The following is a 20,809-nucleotide window of genomic DNA, read 5'->3' as shown; positions in this document are numbered from 1 at the left end:
ACAGAAATTCTTACACTTTCTTAGTGAAAAGGCTAATATAACGCTATATTAATTGCTAGTTTAAAATTATTTAGCTATTATACCTATACAAAATTCATTTCATGCTATAATGAGTTTCAATTTAAGTAAAGTTCTTTTGGAGGTTTTTTTAATGAAATCAATAACATTTTTCATGCATAATGTTTATGCAATGGGAGGCACCGTCAAATCTATTTCTCAAATGGCAAATATATTAGCTGAAAAAGGACATCATGTAGAAATCATAACTATTTTTAAAGGGGCTGATTCGCCTTACTTTGATATTCATGAATCCATTAAAATTAAACCTTTAATTAACTATCAATTTCATCCACTTAATCTAAAAGATATTGTTATAAATAGAATCGCTAAATTCACATCATTTTCCAGACCAAAATATATTTCGCAATTTGAACCAGGCATTGATCAATTTTCTCACTATATAGAGAAGAAAATGATTAAAGCTATAAGCAATGTTTCTACAGATGTGATTGTAGGTACACGTGCAAGTTTTAATATATTAATTGCTAAATACGGTAGTACTCAAATTGAAAAAATTGGTATGGAGCATATGAACTTTGACGCACATTCTGAACCATATCAACAAGAAATTATTAAAAGCTACAAAGATTTAGATAAAGTAACAACATTAACTACTGCAGATAAACATAAATACCAATCACATATCGATACACCTATATTCGTAGTTCCTAATATTATCAATGAAGTTCGTCTCCACGAGCCGAAAGAAAAAATCATCTGTGCGGCTGGTCGTTTAGAATATGAAAAAGGGTTTGATTTATTAATTGAAAGTATTAATCATATTCAACAAGCTGTTAGGAAATTTAATTATCAAGTCCATATATATGGTGAAGGCAAAGAACAAGCGAATTTACAACAACTGATTAATCAATATAATCTATCAGACATTATAAAATTATATGGCTCCACGCAGCAATTAAACGAAAAACTAGCAATAAGTGAAATTACGGTTATCCCTTCGCGTAATGAAGGTTTCGGTATGGTGATATTAGAAGCTATGAACCAAAGTAGCGTAGTAGTCAGTTTTGATGGCAATGCTGGACCTGATGCAATCATCCAAAACAATATAAATGGCTATTTAATTGAACATGAAAACGTAGATGCATTATCTGATCAATTACGCCGTCTCATAAACCAAGAGTTTAAAGACGAGGTTGTCATTCAAAATGGTTATAAAACCGTTGCATCTTATGCACCAAAAGCGATTTATCAAGACTTTTTAACTATGCTAAACGCTTGATTAGATTAATGTTGAATAATTGCAAAAACGAATTAGTATAAAATTTGCTAAATACCTTATTAACAAATTCAAGAATCAAGATATGTACTTAAGGCGCATCCAATATAATAATGCATAAAAAACACGCTCGTTTAATTCATAGCAAAATGAATTTATACGAGCGTGTTTTTAATTTTTCTTCATAAATAAGATGCATTTACTTAATTAAGACGACTTTTTATTTATAGTTTAACAAATTTGATTATTACAAGAATAAATGTAATAAGAATGTCCAAACACATACAAATATAAGTAAAGCAATGCTATAACGTAATGTCATTTTCAACAATTCAGATTCTTTTCCGACTTGTTGTACAGAAGCTGTCGCAATTGCAATAGATTGTGGTGATATCAACTTAGCCGCCACACCACCAACAGTATTTGCTGATACTAGTAAAGCGCCACTAGCACCAATATTATTTGCTACTGCTGCTTGAATTGGTGCAAATAATGAGTTGTTATTTGTAACAGAACCTGTTAAGAATACCCCAATCCAACCCAATATTGGAGATAACAATGGGAAGATACTTCCTGTTTTCGCAATACCCTCACCTACTGCGCTACTTAGACCAGCGTATGTCATTAATTTAGAAATTACCAAGATAAAACAAATCGTTATAATTGGTAACCACAATTCTTTAAATGCCTCTTTAAATAGTCGTACGCCATCCTTAAATTCTACATTTTTTGACATTAAAATTGTGATAATAATTACAAGTAAAATAGCTGTTCCTGTTTGGCCTACTATATTCAGTGGTAACGTGATTGCTTTATTTGCAATGTCACTATAAGTTCCTGGTAACGTTATGTTAAAGACAAGTGCAGATAATGCACCATCTGGAGCGAAAAGTGATTTAAAGCTTTGCGCACTCCAAATCATTACAATCACAGTTAAAATCACAAATGGGCTCCAAGCATAAATAATTTCTTTAGGTTTATGTTTTGTAATTATTTGTGGCTTTTCATCTTTATTCAATCTAAAAATATTTTTCGGTTGGAATTTTTTCGAGAATAAAGCTAAAGCTAACATTGAAACTAATGGTGGTATAATGTCCGCCAATTCAGGTCCAATAAATACAGTAATTAAACCTTGTAAGACTGCGAAAGTCCCACCGACAATTAAAATAGCTGGTAACGTTTCTTTAATACCTTTAAAACCATCAATAATCCATATTAATAAAAATGGTATTAACAGATTCATAAATACTAAAGTTAATGCTGACATTTGTGAGACTGCCATCCCTGAAATATTATCTGGCAAACCTAATGTATCAATAACAGTGACAGGTAGACCAATTGCCCCAAATGCACCTGCAGACGCATTAGCTATTAAACAAAGCATCGCTGCTTGTAACGGCCCAAACCCTAACTGTGTTAGTAATAATGCACAAATCGCAATTGGTACGCCAAAACCTGCTGCACCTTCTAAAAAGCCATTAAAAGCAAAACCAATTAACAATAATTGGATACGCTGATCTTGTGAAATACTAGAAATACTATCTTGTATTGTATTAAACTGGCCAGTTTCATTCGTAATCTTATAAAGTAAAACTGCCATAACTACAATATATCCAATTGGTATAATACCTTGGAAAAATCCTTCAACCACTGCTCCTGATGCTATCATCACAGGTAGTTTGAAGAATAGCATTGCTATAATAAGTGTAACAACTACAGTTGTTAATGAAGCATAAATACCTTTCATCTTAAAAAGAGTTAGACATAAAAGAAACAAAACTATAGGTATTGCTGCTACTAATGTTGATAAAAAAATGTTACCAAAGGGGTTAAAAGATTCTACAAACATTTTGACTCACTTCCATTTTCTATTTTTATTTGATATTGAAGAACCTAACATTGTGATTTTTTTCACAATTAAATTATAACATTTTTCTTTCTAATTACAATAAATTTTTGAGAATTAATTTCCCCCCGTTAATGTTTCCCCTATTTTATAAATTTTAAAAGTCATTTTCCAATAATTTAAAGCTTAAAAAATAATTAGTTTGATGCATTTAAGTTTACAAGGGAACCTTTTGTCATAGGTTCTTTACATGATAAAATAGTATAAACAACTATTAAGTAGAGGTATACAAATGATAAAACAAATTGAAATTACAGCGTTGCACCTTTTAGAGTCTGAATTGGAAAAAGCAATATTAGAGGGTTATTCACACTTTGTATTAATTAATGACCATATTGAAATATATCAAAATATGCTTGAAGCGGTTGAATTAAAACCATGCCCGATTGTAGCAGACTATACAGTTCAGCAACAATACGTCAACGACTGTCGCTATTTTGGAAAATCAGAAATAACTTTTAATGATTGGATTGAAAATATTAACCACTTTCCAAATGTTATTTTCCATATAGAAACAACACAAAATAACTTAAAAAATTTTGAAGTCAACAATATTTTTGACTTATCGCTAGTTTCACTATTACAAGATGATGTTTGTACAGATAGCCATGTGGTCTTTAATTTTGAATCTACATTTATTACAAGCGACCATATTTGGAATGAAATTTATAAATTAACGCCATTAAACACGACTAAATTTAGCCTGAATAAATTGGCTTATGAACATAAACATGCTGTGCCATTTAAAAATAGTGAAACACTCGCACCAGAGCAATTGCGCTTTACAGATAAATGCTTAAAAAATACCGGTTTTAAATTGCCTCATTGGTTTTATCATATGCTTCAACAACATTTTGACAAAAAACATCGTGAAGCAAGTTATATTTATGAAAAAGACAAATCTAAAGTTAAAAATCACATCGTTTTCTTAGGTTTTGATTATGGTTTCCGTGGTAATTCTCGTTACTTATTTAATCACTTTGCAAAACATTTTACTAAATTACCTATTTATTTTATTACTAACGATGTAAACGGCCCTAATTTTATTAAACCAGATGATCCAAAAGCTAAATTACTTATCGAAACTGCACAAGTTGTTATATTAGAAAGTTATATACCAGACTCACTAAAACCAAACGGAACCATTATACAACTTTGGCATGGCACCCCTATAAAAAAATTATTTTTAGATAGTCCTGAACCAACTCAAAACCTTAATATTTATAATTATCGTGCACGCAAATATAACAAATGGTTGCAACAAGACTATTTCGTCAGTGATTGTTCAGCGATCATTGATTATTTTAAAACTGCTTTCCCACAACAACAAACACATATATTAAATTGTGGTTATCCAAGAGTTCGGTACTTATTAGATAAACAATCTGATCATCACTATATTTCATTTATCAAAAAAGAATTGAAATTAAATCCAGAAAAAGAGACATTACTTTATGCACCTACTTGGCGCACCGATTATGATGAGTCTGATTTATTACCAATAAGCGATGGCCTTCTAAATAAATACAATGTTATTTTCAAAGGACATGTTGAAGATAATTCTAACTATGTTCCGGAGAACGCAATTATTGCGCCTTCACATATAGAAGTTCAAGATTTACTATTGATTTCAGATATAGTCTTAACTGACTATTCATCGATTATTTTTGATGCACTAACTATTGATAAAACGGTCTGTCAATACACGCCAAATCACGAAAAATATGTTTCTGAACGTGGTGTTTATGAAGAAGTAATGCACGCGCTATCTACAGTACGCTACAGTGATGCTAAAGCATTACTCAACGATCTAATAAGTCATCAAATGAAAGATATACACGATAATTCTTTTGTAAATAAAGATAACCATGCTTTTGAAACTATTTCTCACGTCATTCATAAATGCACTAAGTCTAAGTAAAATATAATATTCAGCTTTTTAATTACGTGTACAATTATTAATACATGTTCAAAATGTATCAGTCATAAAGCTTTCTAACTTAAAAATAAACGTCAATTTCAATAGAAATTGACGTTTTCGTTGTTTTATTTAATTTTGTTATGTGGTGATATTCAAGAGAATAATATGAGTGAGAGGCAACAGGCTTGCACCATATATTCTTATAGTCCTTAAATTTTACATGTTCAAAAATCCTAGCACTTTAAATATAAAAGAGAACTAATCTAAATCGATTAGCTCTCTTATTTTGAATAATTGGCCCTTATTCCCCTGTTACTTACTTCATAATATTATTTTTATTGTTGATACGCTGGGTCTACTACTCTAACTGTACCTTGTTGGTCTACTGTAGCGATTGTATAAGTCCCTGGTTGTGCTTGATTTTGGAAACTAAAGATATAACTATAGTTCCCTTCGCTACCTTCAATAGCATAATCATTGAATGGATTAGATTGACCATTTAATGAGTTAACTTCAGCAGTGGCGTTGTCCAATGAATTTTGGAAATTAGGTAAACTTTGTAATGCAGTTTGTGGATCTACGTTACCAGATGTAATATTTTGCGCTACTGGTACAGCATTTTGTCCTTGATAAGGAACTACATATTGTGATGTGCTTGAGTTTGATGCATTATTATTTGAATTGGCATTATTGCTAGCACTGTTACTACCATTTGTATTATCACTATTCGCATTGTTGTTATTTGTATTGTCACCATTTTCTGAATTTGATGCGCTATTTCCACTATTCGCATCACTAGATCCGTTGTTACCATCTGAATCAGAACTATTACCTGTGGTATTACCATTGTCATCAGAAGAACTGTTACTATCATTTGATGTACTGTCAGAATTATTTCCATTACTGTTAGCATCATCATTTGAAGAACCATCTTTGTTAGATTTACTATCTGAATCTTTGTTTTTGTCTGAATCTTTGTCAGAGCTATCATTGCTCTTCTTGTCATCATTTTTAGAATCTTTTGATTTGTCATCAGATGATTGACTGTCTTTTGAATTATCGTCCTTTTTGCTACTGTCTTCATCGCTACCATTTGAACAAGCCGCGAGTGCTAAAGATAAAGTAAGAAAACCTGCTAATAGTTTTTTCATATAGAAAAACCTCCTTATTTTTTAATACTCACAACCTAATGGTCAGTATCTATGTATATCATTCCCCAAGAGGTTGAATGAGAATTAGTTTATTATTCACTATAAAATTAACACTAAACATCTTTAATGAAAAATCCTTAAAAAAATTATATAAATTTAACAAAGTCAAAATATTTCTCAACTTTATTACAGTTCCATAACATATTTAAATTATGTCACAAATCATTCAACGAAACTTTGTTGCTAAATTTCTTTTTCCATAATTAAATCTATATCGACTACATTACCAGTATAAAAGTGATGTTCTCCTGTAACACGCAGTCCTTGTTTTTCGTAAAAATTAAGCGCTTGCTTATTATGCTCCCAAACACCTAACCAAATTTTAGTTTTCTTTAATTCTCGCGCTTTTTCAATTGCGAATTCAAAAACGTGTTTTCCTCGTCCGCCCCCTTGAGCCTTTGGTAAAAAATAAATACGTTGTATTTCGAGGTATTCATTGCCTTTTTCTTCCGATTGGGCTTGATTAATATTTAATTTAAAATATCCTACTATCTCTTTATTTTCTTTATAAAAATAAGTGAAGGATGATTTATTTTCTAACTCTTTATTTAGTTGTTCTAAATTATAAGCTTCATTAAAGTATTTCTCGAAATCTTCATCAGTGTAACCACCGTCTTCAAATGTTGTCTTAAATGTAGTGATACTAAGTTGACGCAATTGTTCTAGCTCATTAGATTTTACCAATTCAATATGAGTCGTCATATTACTCCCCCCTACTTTGTTCTCTCTTTAAAATCAATTATACTAAAACACTGCTTATCTTACTATTGAACAATAATACTTTTATAATTATTTACTTTTCTTTACAAAAATCAAATTGTTTTTAATTTAAAGCGCTTACCTAAAAAACGTATAGTTTAGCCTTATTGTGTAATATTCAATTACATGATAAAGTAGTTCTAGTTTTTTAATTGTTCTTAAATATATACATAAGGGAGTGCCATTTGGCAATGACTGAAACATTTAAAGCTTTTGTAGTCGATGAACAAGACGGCAAAGTAATTAACCAATATAAAGATTTATCAATAAATGATTTACCAGAGGGCGAAGTACTTATAAAAGTTAAGTATTCTGGTATCAATTATAAAGATGCACTGGCAACAGTGAAAAATTCAAAAATCGTAAAATCCTACCCAATGGTTCCAGGTATTGATTTAGCTGGCGTAGTAGAACATTCTGATACTCATGCTTTTGAAGCTGGTGACGAAGTTATTGTTACTGGTTATGACTTAGGTATCAGCCACTTTGGTGGTTTTAGTGAATACGCACGTGTTAGAGAAGAATGGATTGTGCCTTTACCAAAAGATTTAACCCTTGAAGAAGCTATGATTTATGGAACAGCTGGCTATACAGCAGGTTTAGCTATCGAAAAGTTAGAACATAATGGTTTATCTGTAGAAAAAGAAGATGTACTTGTACGTGGTGCAACAGGCGGTGTAGGTACCCTTGCAGTAATGATGTTGGACTCTATCGGCTTTGATGTTGTTGCAAGTACCGGTAAACAAAACGCTGAAGCTAAGCTTAAATCTTTAGGTGCGAAAGAAGTAATACCTCGTATTTCTGAAAGTGAAAACAAACCACTTGGTAAACGTACTTGGCAAGGCGCTATTGATCCAGTCGGTGGCGAGAGTTTATCACAAATCATTAAACAATTAGATTATGATGGCAGCGTTGCTTTAATAGGTATGACCGGTGGAACAAACTTTGATAGTTCTGTATTTCCATTTATATTAAGAGGTACTAGTATTATAGGTATCGATTCAGTTTATACTGAAATGAAACAGCGCAAACATATATGGCGTCGTTTAGCAAAAGACTTAAAACCAGATCAATTACATGACATAAAACAAGTTATTAAATTTGATGATATTGAAGCAAGTATTAAACAAGTACTTGAACATGAAAATTCTGGCCGTATTGTCATCGACTTTGAAGCATAAAATGAATACAAAATAATGTTTCAAATTATAAACAATTCATAAATTGTCACTCTTGAATAGAGCGTAAATATGAAAGCAAACTTTAAAATTTGTTTTCATATTTACGCTCTTTTTCGATTCATTTCTATTAATATAAACCCACATTTTTATGCATATGAATAAAAATTACATATCATATAAATAGATATGAATAAATAAAAATCTTATACTTTAATATTTACAAGCAAAATATGAAAGCGTATACTTATCTTTATCGAAAACATTCAGGAGGGTTTTTATGGGAATAAAAGTAAATAAAAAGCTCATCTTTTTCCTTGGTGCATTGGGAGGTTTACTCTATGGTTATGACATGGGAGTAATATCTGGCGCCTTATTATTTATAAGAGATGATATACCTTTAAATAGTTTTACTGAAGGTCTTGTAGTTTCGTCTATGTTAGTTGGGGCAATATTTGGTTCAGGTGCTAGTGGACCGATGTCTGATAGGTTAGGCCGCAGACGTGTTGTATTTATTATAGCAATTATTTACATAGTAGGTGCTTTAATATTAGCCTTAGCACCTTCCATGCCTATACTAGTTCTCGGTCGTCTAATCATTGGTTTAGCTGTAGGTGGTTCTACTGCTATCGTACCAGTTTATTTATCAGAAATGGCACCTACAGAACAACGTGGTTCATTAAGTTCTTTAAACCAATTAATGATTACAATTGGTATTTTATCATCATACTTAATCAACTATGCATTCACACCAATCGAGGGTTGGAGATGGATGCTTGGACTTGCAATAGTACCTTCAGTTATCTTATTAATAGGTGTGGCATTTATGCCTGAAAGTCCAAGATGGTTACTTGAGCACAGAAGTGAAAAAGCAGCTCGTGATGTGATGAAATTAACATTTAAAGATAGTGAAATAGACAAAGAAATTGCGGATATGAAAGAAATTAATAGCATTTCTGAAAGCACATGGAATGTTTTAAAATCACCATGGTTACGACCAACACTGATTATCGGAAGTATCTTTGCATTACTTCAACAAATAATAGGAATTAATGCAATCATTTATTACGCACCTACTATTTTCAATAAAGCTGGTTTAGGTAATGCTACTTCTATTTTAGGTACAGTAGGAATTGGTACCGTGAATGTCTTAATTACAATTGTTGCTATCATGATTATTGATAAAGTAGATCGTAAGCGTCTATTAGTCATTGGTAACATTGGTATGGTAGCTTCACTACTGATTATGGCTGTCTTAATTTGGACAATCGGTATTCAATCATCCGCATGGATTATCGTAGCTTGTTTAACTTTATTCATTATATTCTTTGGCTTTACATGGGGACCAGTACTTTGGGTTATGTTACCTGAATTATTCCCAATGCGTGCACGTGGTGCGGCAACTGGTGTCGCAGCACTTGTGCTATCAATCGGTAGCTTACTAGTTGCGCAATTCTTCCCGATTTTGACGGATGTATTGCCGGTTGAACAAGTATTCTTAATCTTTGCTGCGATTGGTATTTGTGCCTTAATCTTTGTAATCAAATACTTACCAGAAACACGTGGTCGTAGTTTAGAAGAAATTGAAGCAGACTTACGTTCTAGAACAAACGCTGCAAATGCAAATATAGAAGAAACTAAATAGCAATTAGCTAGGAGGCTGAGACAATTAATTTGTCCCAGCCTCCTCATTTGTTATATTCAGATTACAAACTATAAATTAATGCTTAACTATTAATATTTGAAATACATACCACACGAGTTAGGTTCTGTAGTAATAAATCCAAATTGTGCATACAACTGATCTGCAGGATAATCAGCTATTAAACTGACATAGGTTCCTGATTCGGACTTAGTGTCAATATATTCCATAATATTTGTCATTATTTCTTTTCCATAGCCATGGCCTTGATATGCTGGATTAACTGCTATATCAATGATTTGAAATGCCGTTCCACCATCGCCAATCACTCTTCCCATACCTATTAATGCCTGTTGATCATAGATTGTGACATTAAAACATGCATTAGGTATACCTTTTTCTGCAGCTTTTCGAGATTTTTCACTCAGTCCAGCTACTTTACGTAAATTTCTATAGTCTTCAACGGTTGGTGGTTCATGCTTTAACTCAATCATTTATTATTTTCTCCTAAAAATCATATTATAAATATTTTTTCATAACTACTTTATTTGATTCCTTAAAGACATCATTATGACTTGATACATACCCTTCTGCATCTGCTTTGGGCTCAATATAAAGCTTAGCCAAATTTGCAGCATTAGCCGCGTCACTAAAAGCACTTGCAATAAGATGTGCCTTTGCTTCATGATATATAATATCACCACATGCATACAGCCCATCAATACTCGTAGCAGTATTGCCAAAGCCTTTAATACTGTACTCGTTAAACATGTCTACTTGAGTTGAAGAAGCCTCTAGCAATGTATTTTCTCTATCAAAACCATGGCTGATAATCACATCATCAAATGCTTTAACCGTTTGTTCTCCTGTTTCAATATGCTCTAATATCACTTTTTCAATTTGATTTTGTCCTTGGTCACCTATAAGTTGATATATATGTGTATTCGGTATTTTTTCAACATTCAATTGTTCCATTTTCTCTCTCATTGCTTCGTAACCTTTAATATCAGCTTTTCTATAAATGAGCGTAACACTTTTAGCGTAACCACTTAAATCGTTAGCCCAATCCAGAGCTGAATTACCTGCACCAGAAATTAATACATTTTTATCTTTAAATTTCTTCAAAGACTGTACGACATAATGTAAGTTAGTCAATTTATATCTTTCTGCGTCTTTAATGTCTAGTTGTTTAGGATTAATGATACCTCCACCAATCGCTATAATTACCGACTTCCCTGAAAATATTTTCCCTTTATCCGTTTCAACCTCAAAATGTTGTTCCGCAATTTTTCTAATATCAATTACACGTTCTTCTAAATTTACTGCGGGATTAAAATGCAGGCCTTGTCTAACTGTATCTTGAATAACTTCAAAACATGGTTTCGGCGCTAATCCGCCAATATCCCATATAATTTTTTCTGGATAGACATGCATTTTGCCCCCAAGTTTATCTTGAATATCTATGATTCGAGCGTTCATCCCTCGTAATCCTGAATAGAAACTAGCAAACAATCCTGCTGGTCCGCCACCAATTATTATAACGTCATCCATAAAGCTTCCTCCCAAATTTAACATGTATCTTACATACATTATGCTATAATTGATAACCATTATCAATGAAAAGCCTTTATAACTTCCATTTTTATACATTTACTTATCATCTTAGATTACTCTATTTAATTATCATTATATTGATATAACATGTAAGAATCATAATTAAGAAAATATAATTTAAGATAAAATCTGTAATTAAAAAAGAGAAATAGGAAATCCAAAATTTTGGAATTTCTTATTTCTCTCTACAACTGGACAGCGATTTAACATTATTATAAATTGCTATCCACTATTTTTATTAATCTCTAGGATCTTTAATAATTGCGTTTCTTAATACGAAAAACAGCAATATAAAGCCTGCAGTTAAAATAGTATGACCCATACCCGCAAAGCCAGCAAACGAATCTGGAACAGTAAGCCCAATAACTTGATAAGTTCCCTTCGTAAACATCATACCTATCGTAGTCAGTACACCAACATTATAAATAATAAAGAACCAGTTAAATAAATAATAACTATCTAATTTAAATATTTTCACAACAGGTAATAAAATAAGGTGCATAAACATACCTAATATTAACGTGTGTGTATGTACAACTACGAGTTGTGTATCTCCAGTAAAGTTATGAGCGAGCGTTAATTCACGATAATAAAATCCACTTAATAAACCTAATATTGTATAAACTAAAAAAGCATACAGTACTCTACGCATAGATAATCCTCCTTAAGCATATTATAGGATAATATTTTAAAAATTACAGTGACAATTCTACAAACTTCTTAAAAAGGATTAGGCGTATTTATTTTAGACATAGATATCAAAACAATAAAAATAGCTATAAAGAATTCATGAAGATAAATTTCTTTATAGCTATTATTTTTATTATTTAGTTAGACTCGTTTCTTTCAACTTCATCAATTTTATCAACTTTTCGTTGAGAGCCACCTTCCCAACTCACATTGAGATAGGCTTCTACATTTTTTTTAGCGACTTCTATACCAATTATTTGTGCACCCATTGTTAAAATTTGTGCATTATTACTAAGTTGAGCGCGCTCTGCAGAATAATAATCATGTGCTAACGCAGCACGTATCCCTGTTAATTTATTAGCTGTTATAGCTACACCGATACCTGTACCGCATATTAAAATACCACGGGCATTTTGCCCTTGTTGTATGCTTTTACCAACTTCAGCTGCCACATCTGGATAATCTGTTTCTGCACATTGATGACAACCAAAATCTTCAACTTCATGACCTAATGTTTCAACATGTTCTTTTACCGCTTCTTTTAAATCGTATCCGTTATGATCTGCACCAATTGCTATTTTCATTTCATTTCCTCCTTAATATTGTCTATTAATCCTCTATAAAACTTCCAAATGTCTGTAGCATTAGATAAGCAGACATCGCACCAGGATCCACATGTCCCTGTGATCTATATCCTAATCTCTTAGAGCGCCCTTTATTGGAAATAATATCTTTTGTACTTTCCATGCCTAAATGTGCTTCTTTTAATGCTTTATTATAACCTTCTGTAAAAGCCACATCTTGGTCCATCGATTCTATTAATGATTTATAAAACGGCTCTAAAGTATCTATCATTGTTTTATCACCAATTTCGGCTTTGCCTCTATCTTTAATTCCTTTACTAAATGCAATCCAAAATTGATATAACCCTTCATCATCAAGCTCTGTTTGATTTTTAATTGCTACTGCGCCTTTTAAATAACCAGACGCATATAATGGACCAACTGATGAACCCACAGCATCTAAAAAACTTTTCCCCACAGCTACACTAATTTTCGCAATATCACTTTGTGATGCTAACTCATTATGAATCGTTTCCTTTACAGCTTGATAACCAATATCCATTGTGACGCCGTGGTCACCATCACCAATTTTTCTGTCTAGCTCACAAAGCTCATCTTTTTTCTGTTCAAATAACGTTGTTAACGCTAATATATAATCTTTAAATGCTTGACTTGTTAATACCATATTCACGCCCCCCTAAACTACCTTGAAGTTCGGACAATCTACTGGATGATCTACACATGCTTTCAGCGTTTCATCTACTTTCATTAATGTCACTGAAAAACCACCCATCTCCATCGAAGTAATAAAATTACCGACAAATGTTTTATAAACACTAATATTTTTATCTTCTAATATTTCACTTACTTCTTTATTAATTATATAAAGTTCCATTTGAGATGTAGCGCCCAGACCATTAACTAAGACAACCACTTCATCACCTTCATGGTAAATTGCTTCTTTTAAAATGTTCTGCATAATCACGTTTACTGTTTCTTTAGCTGTTCTTACCGTTGTTTTTTCTATGCCTGGCTCGCCGTGATGTCCTAACCCTATTTCCATTTCATTATCTTCTAAATCAAAACTTGGTTTTCCAGTTTGAGGTAGATAACATGGGCTTAAACCAATCCCCATAGAACGTGTTTGATCATTAGCAAATTGAGCAATACGTCTTACTTCTTCCAAATTATATCCAAAATCTGCCGCCGCTCCAGCAGCTTTATACACAAGTAATTCACCGGCTATACCTCTACGGTCGTCAATATCTTTAGATGAAGCGACATCGTCGTTACCGATAACAGCAGCCGTTTGGATATCATCTTCTATTTCTGTCATTTCGCTAGCCATCTCAAAGTTCATTAAGTCACCAGCGTAATTACCGTATATATACAACACGCCGTGATCCTGATTAATTTCTTTTGTTACAGCTTGAATTGGTATCGGTGAAGGTGAGGCAAATATATTACCGACAGCCACGCCATCCGCCATACCTTGACCTACATATCCTAAAAACCCTGGTTCATGACCAGATCCTCCACCAATCAAGACACTTACTTTGCGTTTTTGATTTCTTTTGTTACCTATTAAAGCCCTTTTATGAAGTTCTGAACGTCTTAAGTATTCAGGGTAAGCCGCTAAATAACCAGTCATTAATTCATCAATAACATGGTCTGGATTATTAACCATTTTTTTCATTTCAATGCGCTCCTTTTATAACATAAATTCTTTAGCCATTGGCTTTAAGGTACAAGAACAATTTTTAATGATTTGTCTCCTTTTTTCATCAAATCAAATCCTTGTTCAAAATCTTTTAAAGATAATTGATGTGTGACTACACCATCAGTTGGAAAGTCATCTTTTTGAATTCCATCAATGACTAGTGGATAGCAATAAGGTCCTAAGTGGCTACCCATCAAATCTAATTCTTTACGATCCGAAATAATACTCCAATCTACTGTTACTGGATCAGCAAATACAGAGAATTCTACAAAACGACCTAACTTTCTGATTGCACTCAAACCTTGCTCAACGGATTTAGGATGACCCGTAGCTTCAATATATGTGTCACAGCCATATCCTTCCGTCATTGACTTGATTTCTTTCACAACATCAACTTTAGCTGGATTCATTACGATATCAGCACCAAATTCCTTAGCTAGTTCTAATCTTTCATCTTTCATGTCTAAGACAACCAATGTCTCAGCACCTGCTTTTTTAGCTGCACCTACCATGCCTAAACCTAATGTTCCGGCACCTGAAAGTACAACAAAATCTCCTAATTTAATGTTGGCACGTTGTACCGCATGTAAACTACAGGCGTATGGTTCAATTAAAATTGCTTTTTCTATGGGCATATCCTCAGGCACTTTGTAATTGATTGCTTCTTTTGTGAATTTCATATACTCTGCCATACCACCGTTCACATTGTTTTGGAAGCCATATAAGTCATGTTTTTCACACATCCAATATTCTCCACGATTACAGAATCTACATTCCCAACAAGGTACGATTTGTTCAGAAATTACACGATCACCAATTTCAAAATCTATAACATCATTGCCCTTTTCAACAATACGAGCAATAAATTCATGCCCTGGAATCATCGGTGATTTAATGTATGATGGCTGTGTTTCATCACCCCAAAAGCTTGGCGCACCATCATACGCTTTAATATCACCTGCGCAGATGCCACATGCTTCTACCTTTACGATAATTTCTTTTGAATTTTCTATTTTCGGAGTTTCAACTGTTTCATATTTATATTCACCAGGTGCATAAGCTACAACAGCATTCATTTGTTCTGGATAATTTTTCTTAGTCATAATTAAAAGCTCCCCTTTTTCTTTTTAGAAAACGTTTTCATTAACAATTATCATTTTAATATATTTTTTCGTTTCTTTCAAATATTCTTTCGTTTATTTTCATTTCGATTTGTTTTAGTTTTCTTGTGCACTATTTATGTTAAAATGTATAATGATATAAAGGAGGATGTGATTCATATGAAAATGTATGCTGATGAGCGCCGAGAACATATTTATACTTATATAAAATCTCATAAACGCGCAACGGTAAAACAGCTCTCTGATTACTTAAATGTTACAGAAGCAACTGTAAGAAGTGATTTAAGACGTCTTGAAGGTGAAAATAAACTAATCCGTACGCACGGCGGTGCAAAAATAATTGATAATCTTGGTTCTAATTTGAATTTTTCTTATCGCTTAACTCAAAAACATTCAGAAAAACATAAAATTAGTAGACATGCTTTGAAAAAAATTCAACCACAACAATGTATTATGATTGATGCAAGTTCTACAACTTATGAATTGGCTAAACTATTAACGGAAACAACAATGGAACTAACTATTATCACAAACGGGTTAGAAAACGCAGTATTACTAAAAGAGAATCCACACTTAACAGTTCTTGTAGTTGGAGGTTTTGTTTCACAAGATTCAAATGCGATTACAGGTAATATCGATTCACAAATACTTGAAATGTATCACATAGATTATTTCTTTTTATCTGCGAACGGCTTTACACTTGAAAATGGCTTGACTGATTTCTCTTTACCTGAAGTTCAATTAAAAAAACAAATGGTAAAAGAGAGTGAAAATGTCATTGCGCTTATTGATAAAAGTAAATTCGATATCTCCTCTACACTTTCATTTGCAAAAATCAGTGACATTACAGAAGTTATAACTGATGAAACACCATCAAATAAATGGAAACAGAATGTACCATTTTCATTAACAGTAGCACCATGAAAAAATAAAAAACAAAAAAAGGAACAATGATGGACTTTAATGTTCTAAACGTAAAATTACTTTTAGATAAAGTCATCATTGTTCCTTTTATTTTGAATATCAATTATATACCACCGCTCCAGCCAATTGCCGTAAATATATAAAGTATCACACCACCAATTATCATCCATATGACAAATAGCGGTGCCATAAATTTAAACCATGAACCAAAATTAGCTTTAGCTATAGCTATAGCACCAATTGTAGCACCTAGTGTCGGAGTGATGAGATTACCTAATCCACCACCAAAAGATAATGAAGTTAATAATATTTGATCATTAACTCCTAATGCTGTGGTAACAGGCTGTAATATAGGCACCATCACGCTCATCAATCCAGAACCAGAAGGCACTAAGAAATTAAATATTGTAGCTATGAAAAACACTAACACTGAAACAACACCCGATGAGGCACCATCAAGTTGCGTCGTCAGTCCATGCACTATAGTACTTAATATTTGACCTTTTTCCAATATCACACTAATAGTATTTGCCATAATGATTGCAAAAGCAACTACAAGCATTGGTTTCGCTCCTTCTAAAAATCCATCCACCATTTCAGATGGCCGTTGCCCTTTAACAACATAGGCTAACACAAAACTCAAACCAAATACTGTAATAAAAACACCATTACCATACCGTTCAGTCCAATTGAGCAAACCATTCCCTAAAGCTAAAATGATTGGTGTCACGACAACTAAACTAACGACAATAATATCTCTCCAACTTACTGTGCTACCTTCCAAATTCACTTCACTATTTGATGGAGAATCATTTTGCTGTTGCCAAACTTTTGTTGTCATCATACTATTATCTGGATTTTTAATTACTCTTCGCGCATACCAAATTACATATAATAAGGTCACAACTAAAAATACAAGATACATAATTGCCCTACCACCGTAACCTGAATAAAGTGCGACATCAGGATATACAATTTGTCCGATTTTAGCCATGCCTGATGGTGAAACTGAAAATGCCATATACAAAGGTAAAAATGTAATCGCTAAAGCCATAATGGGATCCAATTTTAAACGTCTTACTAAAATGACGCCCAAGGTTACAAACACAATCATTTGGTCCCCACCAACAAAGAATCCGATAAATGCCATCAATGAGAATAAACCTATGATTAAAGGTAATGCACCTGCATGTTCAAACCGATAAATCATGAAATTGGTTATTTTCGTAACTGAATTCAACTGCAGAATGCCCCCCATCGAACCACCTATAAATAATAGTAAAGTGACTGTTTGAGCAGATTGTATACCCCCATTTAGAATCAGAGTTATTGCATAAAATGGATTCACAGGATGTTGAGCAATTGCGTGGTAAGTCCCTTGTATCATCGACCCATCTTTCTCGGTACTAAACGCGCCAGCAGGAATGATATATGTCAAAAAACAAGCAAACATCATCATTATTAACATCATTAATAACACATGTGGTAACTCTAATTTACTTTTTGTCTTTATAGTGTTTTTATTTGCTGTTTGATTAACAGTATTTTGATAAGATGTTGTACTAGATTCTGACATAGTCGTTCACTCCTTATAATAAAAACAGGCACAACTTTTATATTTTAGTTGTGCCCATCAATTTCAATGCTTGCAAAGCTTTAATTTGTAACACGAGATTGTTTAGATTGTGTATATCTATTTTCTTTAAAAGGAAGACCAAGATGATCTCTTAATGTTTCACCATGAAACGCTTTATCATAATAGCCTTTTTCCTCTAAAATAGGTAATACATTTTCTAAGAATTCATCATAAACCGCGCCGTATATATGAGGACCAAAAATAAAACCATCTGCTGCGCCGTCTTCTACCCATTCAATAATTAAATCTGCTACATCTTCGTATGTTCCCATAAATGGAGAGCGTCTGACTGTTTCTTCTAGCGCGACTTCTCTTAACGTTAAGTGATTTGTTTTTGCACGATCAGCTATTGCATCTGCTGTAGCTCGAAAACTATTTTGACCAACTTCGCCTAAATCTGGAAAAGGTGCATCTAAGTCATATTGACTAAAATCATGATGATCATAATAACGCCCTAAATAATCTAACGCTTCATCAATATTTGCTAAAGTCTTAATATTTTCAAAACGTGCTTCTACTTCACATTCAGTCTTAGCTATGACTGGTGCTAAAATCGGGTATACTCTTACCTCATCGGGGTTACGTCCATAAGCCTTGGCTTGATCTTTAATACTTTCATAATTCCGTTGTGCACTTTCTTTTGATTCTCCTAATGTGAAAACTGCATCTGCATATTTGGCAGCATAGTCTTGTCCTTTAGGTGAAGCGCCTGCCTGAAAAATAACTGGTTGACCTTGTTCAGAACGACTTGCATTTAACGGCCCTTTTACTTGGAAATATTCACCTTTATAATCTAATGTGTGCATTTTGTTTTTGTCTAAATATTCGCCTTTGTCACTATCAAATTTAAAGGCATCATCTTCATATGAATCCCAAAGTCCTTGTACAACTTGAATATGCTCTTCAGCGATATCATATCTCGTATCATGCTCTGGATGAGCACCTTTGCTATAGTTATCAGCACTACCCTCAAGTGGTGATGTAACAACGTTCCAACCTGCACGTCCATGACTGATATTATCGATCGTAGCTAGCTGTCTCGCAACAGTGAAAGGTTCACTATAGGAAGTTGAAATTGTACCAACTAAACCAATTTTTTGAGTAATCGGCGCAAGTGCAGCAAGTAGTGTTAAAGGTTCATGCCTGTCTAAGAAATGAGGAATAGATTTCTCATGAATATAAAGTCCATCTGCTACAAAAACAAAACTAAAACCTGCTCGCTCTGCTCTCTTAGCAATATCTAGTTGGTATTCAAAGTTAGTACTTGCATCACTAGGAACCTCATTAGATTTCCAAGCATGCATATGACTACCCGGACCATTTAACATAATACCGAAATCTATTTTTTTCTGACTCATAATACCCCTTCTTTCTGGTTAGCAATTGTATATGATGGAGCAAGTTGCTCCACTGTTTTCACTCTTAATTTGTGATTCTGTATTGGCATATGCAACATAAACTCATCGATGAGCCCTTCATTGTTCAACTGAGATAATTGATGTTGAACTTCAGCAGCTGATCCTTCTAAAACGTCTATTTGCTTTTCTTCTACTTCAAAATGTTCTGCGCTTTGTTTACTAAATTCTTCTAATTGCTCCTTAGTATTTACAGTAATTTTTCTACCATCTTTAAAATGCAAAGCATAATTTGTACGACCCTCTTCAACTAATGCTTTTTCATCTTCATTTTCTGTTACTACTGCTGCTACAGCAACAATAAAACGTCCTTCTGGGTATTGTTGTTTATAAGATTTTACTGCACTTCGTAATATATCGACGTTAGAATTTATAAAGAAAGCATATACAAAGCCGACATTTTCTTTTGCTGCAAATTGTGCGGAATGGTCGCTACCTCCTAATAAAAAGAGCTCAGGTGCTGGGATATCACCATCTCTTATAGAAGTTTGTAATTGATTATATGCGTCATCTTCTTTAAAACTGCGATTATTGAAATTGTTTAACAGTTGGAATTTATCATTGAATGTAACTTGTGGCGATTTGAATTCTGACTGCAATGCTTGAGTAGATAATGGAAATCCACCAGGTGCTTTACCAATACCTAAATCTACTCTACCTGGTGCAAGGTGGCTAATAAAATGGAATTGTTCTATTACTTTAAAAGGACTATAGTGCTGTAACATGACTCCTCCTGAGCCAATACGAATTTCGTTAGTCTTGTTGAGTAGATGTGTCACTAATATTTCTGGGCTTGTACCCGCAACTTCTGGAATATTATGGTGCTCTGAAACAAAATATCTCGTATATTTTAATTTATCTGCTAGTTGTGCTAATTCAACAGTTCGTTGTATACCATCATTTACAGTTTCATTAATATCAATTGGACTTTGATCTAGAATACTCATAGATGTCATATGTAATCCCCCCAAATCAGTTTTCTGAATATTAGATTACTAGTAATATTATGCTCCTCAAACATTTTTGTCAAGTATTCTTATCGTTTTAGTAAGGATTAAATAATATTAGACACCTAAGAGTCATTTAATATAAGAAATTTAAAAACCATCATAAAAAATAGGGATTGAGTATTATTTTGCCTCAACCCCTATTTCAATATTCTTATATAATTTTAAAATAGTCACAATCTGTTATGAAAAGCTTTTTATCATC

18 protein-coding genes are annotated in these 20,809 nt (G+C 33.0%); 5 read left to right on the top strand and 13 right to left on the bottom strand.

Features of this window, described 5'->3' with window-relative positions; genetic code table 11:
* Positions 1-151 precede the first annotated feature (151 nt).
* Positions 152-1,300: a glycosyltransferase family 4 protein gene (locus BTM19_RS08760; protein WP_038679043.1), complete on the top strand. Its 1,149-nt coding sequence runs from the start codon at positions 152-154 to the stop codon at positions 1,298-1,300.
* A 244-nt stretch (positions 1,301-1,544) separates the two neighbouring features.
* On the opposite strand, the gene BTM19_RS08755 is transcribed toward BTM19_RS08760, so the two are convergent.
* Positions 1,545-3,146, bottom strand: coding sequence for an L-lactate permease (locus BTM19_RS08755; RefSeq protein WP_038679045.1), 1,602 nt, complete (start codon positions 3,144-3,146; stop codon positions 1,545-1,547).
* A 289-nt stretch (positions 3,147-3,435) separates the two neighbouring features.
* Here BTM19_RS08755 and BTM19_RS08750 point away from each other — a divergent pair, with 289 nt between their 5' ends.
* The gene (locus BTM19_RS08750) at positions 3,436-5,124 is read left to right on the top strand and encodes a CDP-glycerol glycerophosphotransferase family protein (protein WP_029378400.1); all 1,689 of its coding nucleotides are present in this window, start codon (positions 3,436-3,438) and stop codon (positions 5,122-5,124) included.
* Between the two features lie 335 nt (positions 5,125-5,459).
* On the opposite strand, the gene BTM19_RS08745 is transcribed toward BTM19_RS08750, so the two are convergent.
* Positions 5,460-6,275: a hypothetical protein gene (locus BTM19_RS08745; protein ID WP_099265832.1), complete on the bottom strand. Its 816-nt coding sequence runs from the start codon at positions 6,273-6,275 to the stop codon at positions 5,460-5,462.
* A gap of 243 nt (positions 6,276-6,518) precedes the next feature.
* Positions 6,519-7,037: a GNAT family N-acetyltransferase gene (locus BTM19_RS08740; protein ID WP_029378398.1), complete on the bottom strand. Its 519-nt coding sequence runs from the start codon at positions 7,035-7,037 to the stop codon at positions 6,519-6,521.
* A 248-nt stretch (positions 7,038-7,285) separates the two neighbouring features.
* Between BTM19_RS08740 and BTM19_RS08735 the strand changes: the two genes are divergently transcribed.
* Positions 7,286-8,275, top strand: coding sequence for an acrylyl-CoA reductase family protein (locus BTM19_RS08735; protein ID WP_029378397.1), 990 nt, complete (start codon positions 7,286-7,288; stop codon positions 8,273-8,275).
* Between the two features lie 277 nt (positions 8,276-8,552).
* Positions 8,553-9,917 (top strand): glucose transporter GlcP, encoded by a 1,365-nt coding sequence (gene glcP / locus BTM19_RS08730; RefSeq protein ID WP_029378396.1) that lies wholly within the window; start codon positions 8,553-8,555, stop codon positions 9,915-9,917.
* Between the two features lie 89 nt (positions 9,918-10,006).
* Here the strand turns inward: glcP and BTM19_RS08725 are convergent, their stop codons facing one another.
* The 7 genes from BTM19_RS08725 to BTM19_RS08695 form a co-directional block, all read right to left on the bottom strand.
* Complete coding sequence (locus BTM19_RS08725; RefSeq protein ID WP_058625526.1) at positions 10,007-10,408, bottom strand: GNAT family N-acetyltransferase; 402 nt, start codon at positions 10,406-10,408, stop codon at positions 10,007-10,009.
* A 25-nt stretch (positions 10,409-10,433) separates the two neighbouring features.
* A complete protein-coding gene (locus BTM19_RS08720) occupies positions 10,434-11,465 on the bottom strand; it encodes an NAD(P)/FAD-dependent oxidoreductase (protein WP_029378394.1) in 1,032 nt (343 codons plus the stop codon).
* 301 nt (positions 11,466-11,766) lie between these two features.
* A complete protein-coding gene (locus BTM19_RS08715) occupies positions 11,767-12,180 on the bottom strand; it encodes a DUF2871 domain-containing protein (protein WP_017723240.1) in 414 nt (137 codons plus the stop codon).
* 175 nt (positions 12,181-12,355) lie between these two features.
* Positions 12,356-12,802 carry a ribose 5-phosphate isomerase B gene (gene rpiB, locus BTM19_RS08710; RefSeq protein WP_029378393.1) on the bottom strand — a complete coding sequence of 149 codons (447 nt, stop codon included), beginning with the start codon at positions 12,800-12,802 and terminating at the stop codon, positions 12,356-12,358.
* 25 nt (positions 12,803-12,827) lie between these two features.
* Positions 12,828-13,466, bottom strand: coding sequence for a dihydroxyacetone kinase subunit DhaL (gene dhaL / locus BTM19_RS08705; RefSeq protein WP_029378392.1), 639 nt, complete (start codon positions 13,464-13,466; stop codon positions 12,828-12,830).
* Between the two features lie 12 nt (positions 13,467-13,478).
* Complete coding sequence (locus BTM19_RS08700; protein WP_029378391.1) at positions 13,479-14,477, bottom strand: dihydroxyacetone kinase subunit DhaK; 999 nt, start codon at positions 14,475-14,477, stop codon at positions 13,479-13,481.
* 44 nt (positions 14,478-14,521) lie between these two features.
* On the bottom strand, positions 14,522-15,604 hold the full coding sequence (locus tag BTM19_RS08695; protein WP_058625527.1) for an MDR/zinc-dependent alcohol dehydrogenase-like family protein: 1,083 nt from the start codon (positions 15,602-15,604) through the stop codon (positions 14,522-14,524).
* Between the two features lie 177 nt (positions 15,605-15,781).
* Between BTM19_RS08695 and BTM19_RS08690 the strand changes: the two genes are divergently transcribed.
* The gene (locus BTM19_RS08690; RefSeq protein ID WP_029378389.1) at positions 15,782-16,546 is read left to right on the top strand and encodes a DeoR/GlpR family DNA-binding transcription regulator; all 765 of its coding nucleotides are present in this window, start codon (positions 15,782-15,784) and stop codon (positions 16,544-16,546) included.
* 103 nt (positions 16,547-16,649) lie between these two features.
* Here BTM19_RS08690 and BTM19_RS08685 read toward each other — a convergent pair whose 3' ends face one another.
* The 3 genes from BTM19_RS08685 to BTM19_RS08675 form a co-directional block, all read right to left on the bottom strand.
* On the bottom strand, positions 16,650-18,122 hold the full coding sequence (locus tag BTM19_RS08685) for a Na+/H+ antiporter NhaC family protein (RefSeq protein ID WP_038679052.1): 1,473 nt from the start codon (positions 18,120-18,122) through the stop codon (positions 16,650-16,652).
* 80 nt (positions 18,123-18,202) lie between these two features.
* Entirely contained in the window at positions 18,203-19,540 is a 1,338-nt protein-coding gene (locus tag BTM19_RS08680; protein ID WP_058625528.1) for an LLM class flavin-dependent oxidoreductase, read from the bottom strand.
* The gene (locus tag BTM19_RS08675; RefSeq protein WP_058625529.1) at positions 19,537-20,553 is read right to left on the bottom strand and encodes an MsnO8 family LLM class oxidoreductase; all 1,017 of its coding nucleotides are present in this window, start codon (positions 20,551-20,553) and stop codon (positions 19,537-19,539) included. The genes BTM19_RS08680 and BTM19_RS08675 overlap by 4 nt, the downstream gene beginning before the upstream one ends.
* Positions 20,554-20,809 lie beyond the last annotated feature (256 nt).

The sequence above is a fragment of the Staphylococcus xylosus genome, assembly GCF_002732165.1.
Classification (GTDB): domain Bacteria; phylum Bacillota; class Bacilli; order Staphylococcales; family Staphylococcaceae; genus Staphylococcus; species Staphylococcus xylosus.
Note: the sequence above shows the minus strand (reverse complement) of the source record. Positions and strands in the feature narration are given on the sequence as shown.

Bases quoted from the DNA above. Each gene is read 5' to 3' on its own strand.
- BTM19_RS08760 (WP_038679043.1), top strand. From the start codon at position 152: ATGAAATCAATAACATTTTTCATGCATAATGTTTATGCAATGGGAGGC.
- BTM19_RS08755 (WP_038679045.1), bottom strand. From the start codon at position 3,146: ATGTTTGTAGAATCTTTTAACCCCTTTGGTAACATTTTTTTATCAACA.
- BTM19_RS08750 (WP_029378400.1), top strand. From the start codon at position 3,436: ATGATAAAACAAATTGAAATTACAGCGTTGCACCTTTTAGAGTCTGAA.
- BTM19_RS08745 (WP_099265832.1), bottom strand. From the start codon at position 6,275: ATGAAAAAACTATTAGCAGGTTTTCTTACTTTATCTTTAGCACTCGCG.
- BTM19_RS08740 (WP_029378398.1), bottom strand. From the start codon at position 7,037: ATGACGACTCATATTGAATTGGTAAAATCTAATGAGCTAGAACAATTG.
- BTM19_RS08735 (WP_029378397.1), top strand. From the start codon at position 7,286: ATGACTGAAACATTTAAAGCTTTTGTAGTCGATGAACAAGACGGCAAA.
- glcP (WP_029378396.1), top strand. From the start codon at position 8,553: ATGGGAATAAAAGTAAATAAAAAGCTCATCTTTTTCCTTGGTGCATTG.
- BTM19_RS08725 (WP_058625526.1), bottom strand. From the start codon at position 10,408: ATGATTGAGTTAAAGCATGAACCACCAACCGTTGAAGACTATAGAAAT.
- BTM19_RS08720 (WP_029378394.1), bottom strand. From the start codon at position 11,465: ATGGATGACGTTATAATAATTGGTGGCGGACCAGCAGGATTGTTTGCT.
- BTM19_RS08715 (WP_017723240.1), bottom strand. From the start codon at position 12,180: ATGCGTAGAGTACTGTATGCTTTTTTAGTTTATACAATATTAGGTTTA.
- rpiB (WP_029378393.1), bottom strand. From the start codon at position 12,802: ATGAAAATAGCAATTGGTGCAGATCATAACGGATACGATTTAAAAGAA.
- dhaL (WP_029378392.1), bottom strand. From the start codon at position 13,466: ATGGTATTAACAAGTCAAGCATTTAAAGATTATATATTAGCGTTAACA.
- BTM19_RS08700 (WP_029378391.1), bottom strand. From the start codon at position 14,477: ATGAAAAAAATGGTTAATAATCCAGACCATGTTATTGATGAATTAATG.
- BTM19_RS08695 (WP_058625527.1), bottom strand. From the start codon at position 15,604: ATGACTAAGAAAAATTATCCAGAACAAATGAATGCTGTTGTAGCTTAT.
- BTM19_RS08690 (WP_029378389.1), top strand. From the start codon at position 15,782: ATGAAAATGTATGCTGATGAGCGCCGAGAACATATTTATACTTATATA.
- BTM19_RS08685 (WP_038679052.1), bottom strand. From the start codon at position 18,122: ATGTCAGAATCTAGTACAACATCTTATCAAAATACTGTTAATCAAACA.
- BTM19_RS08680 (WP_058625528.1), bottom strand. From the start codon at position 19,540: ATGAGTCAGAAAAAAATAGATTTCGGTATTATGTTAAATGGTCCGGGT.
- BTM19_RS08675 (WP_058625529.1), bottom strand. From the start codon at position 20,553: ATGACATCTATGAGTATTCTAGATCAAAGTCCAATTGATATTAATGAA.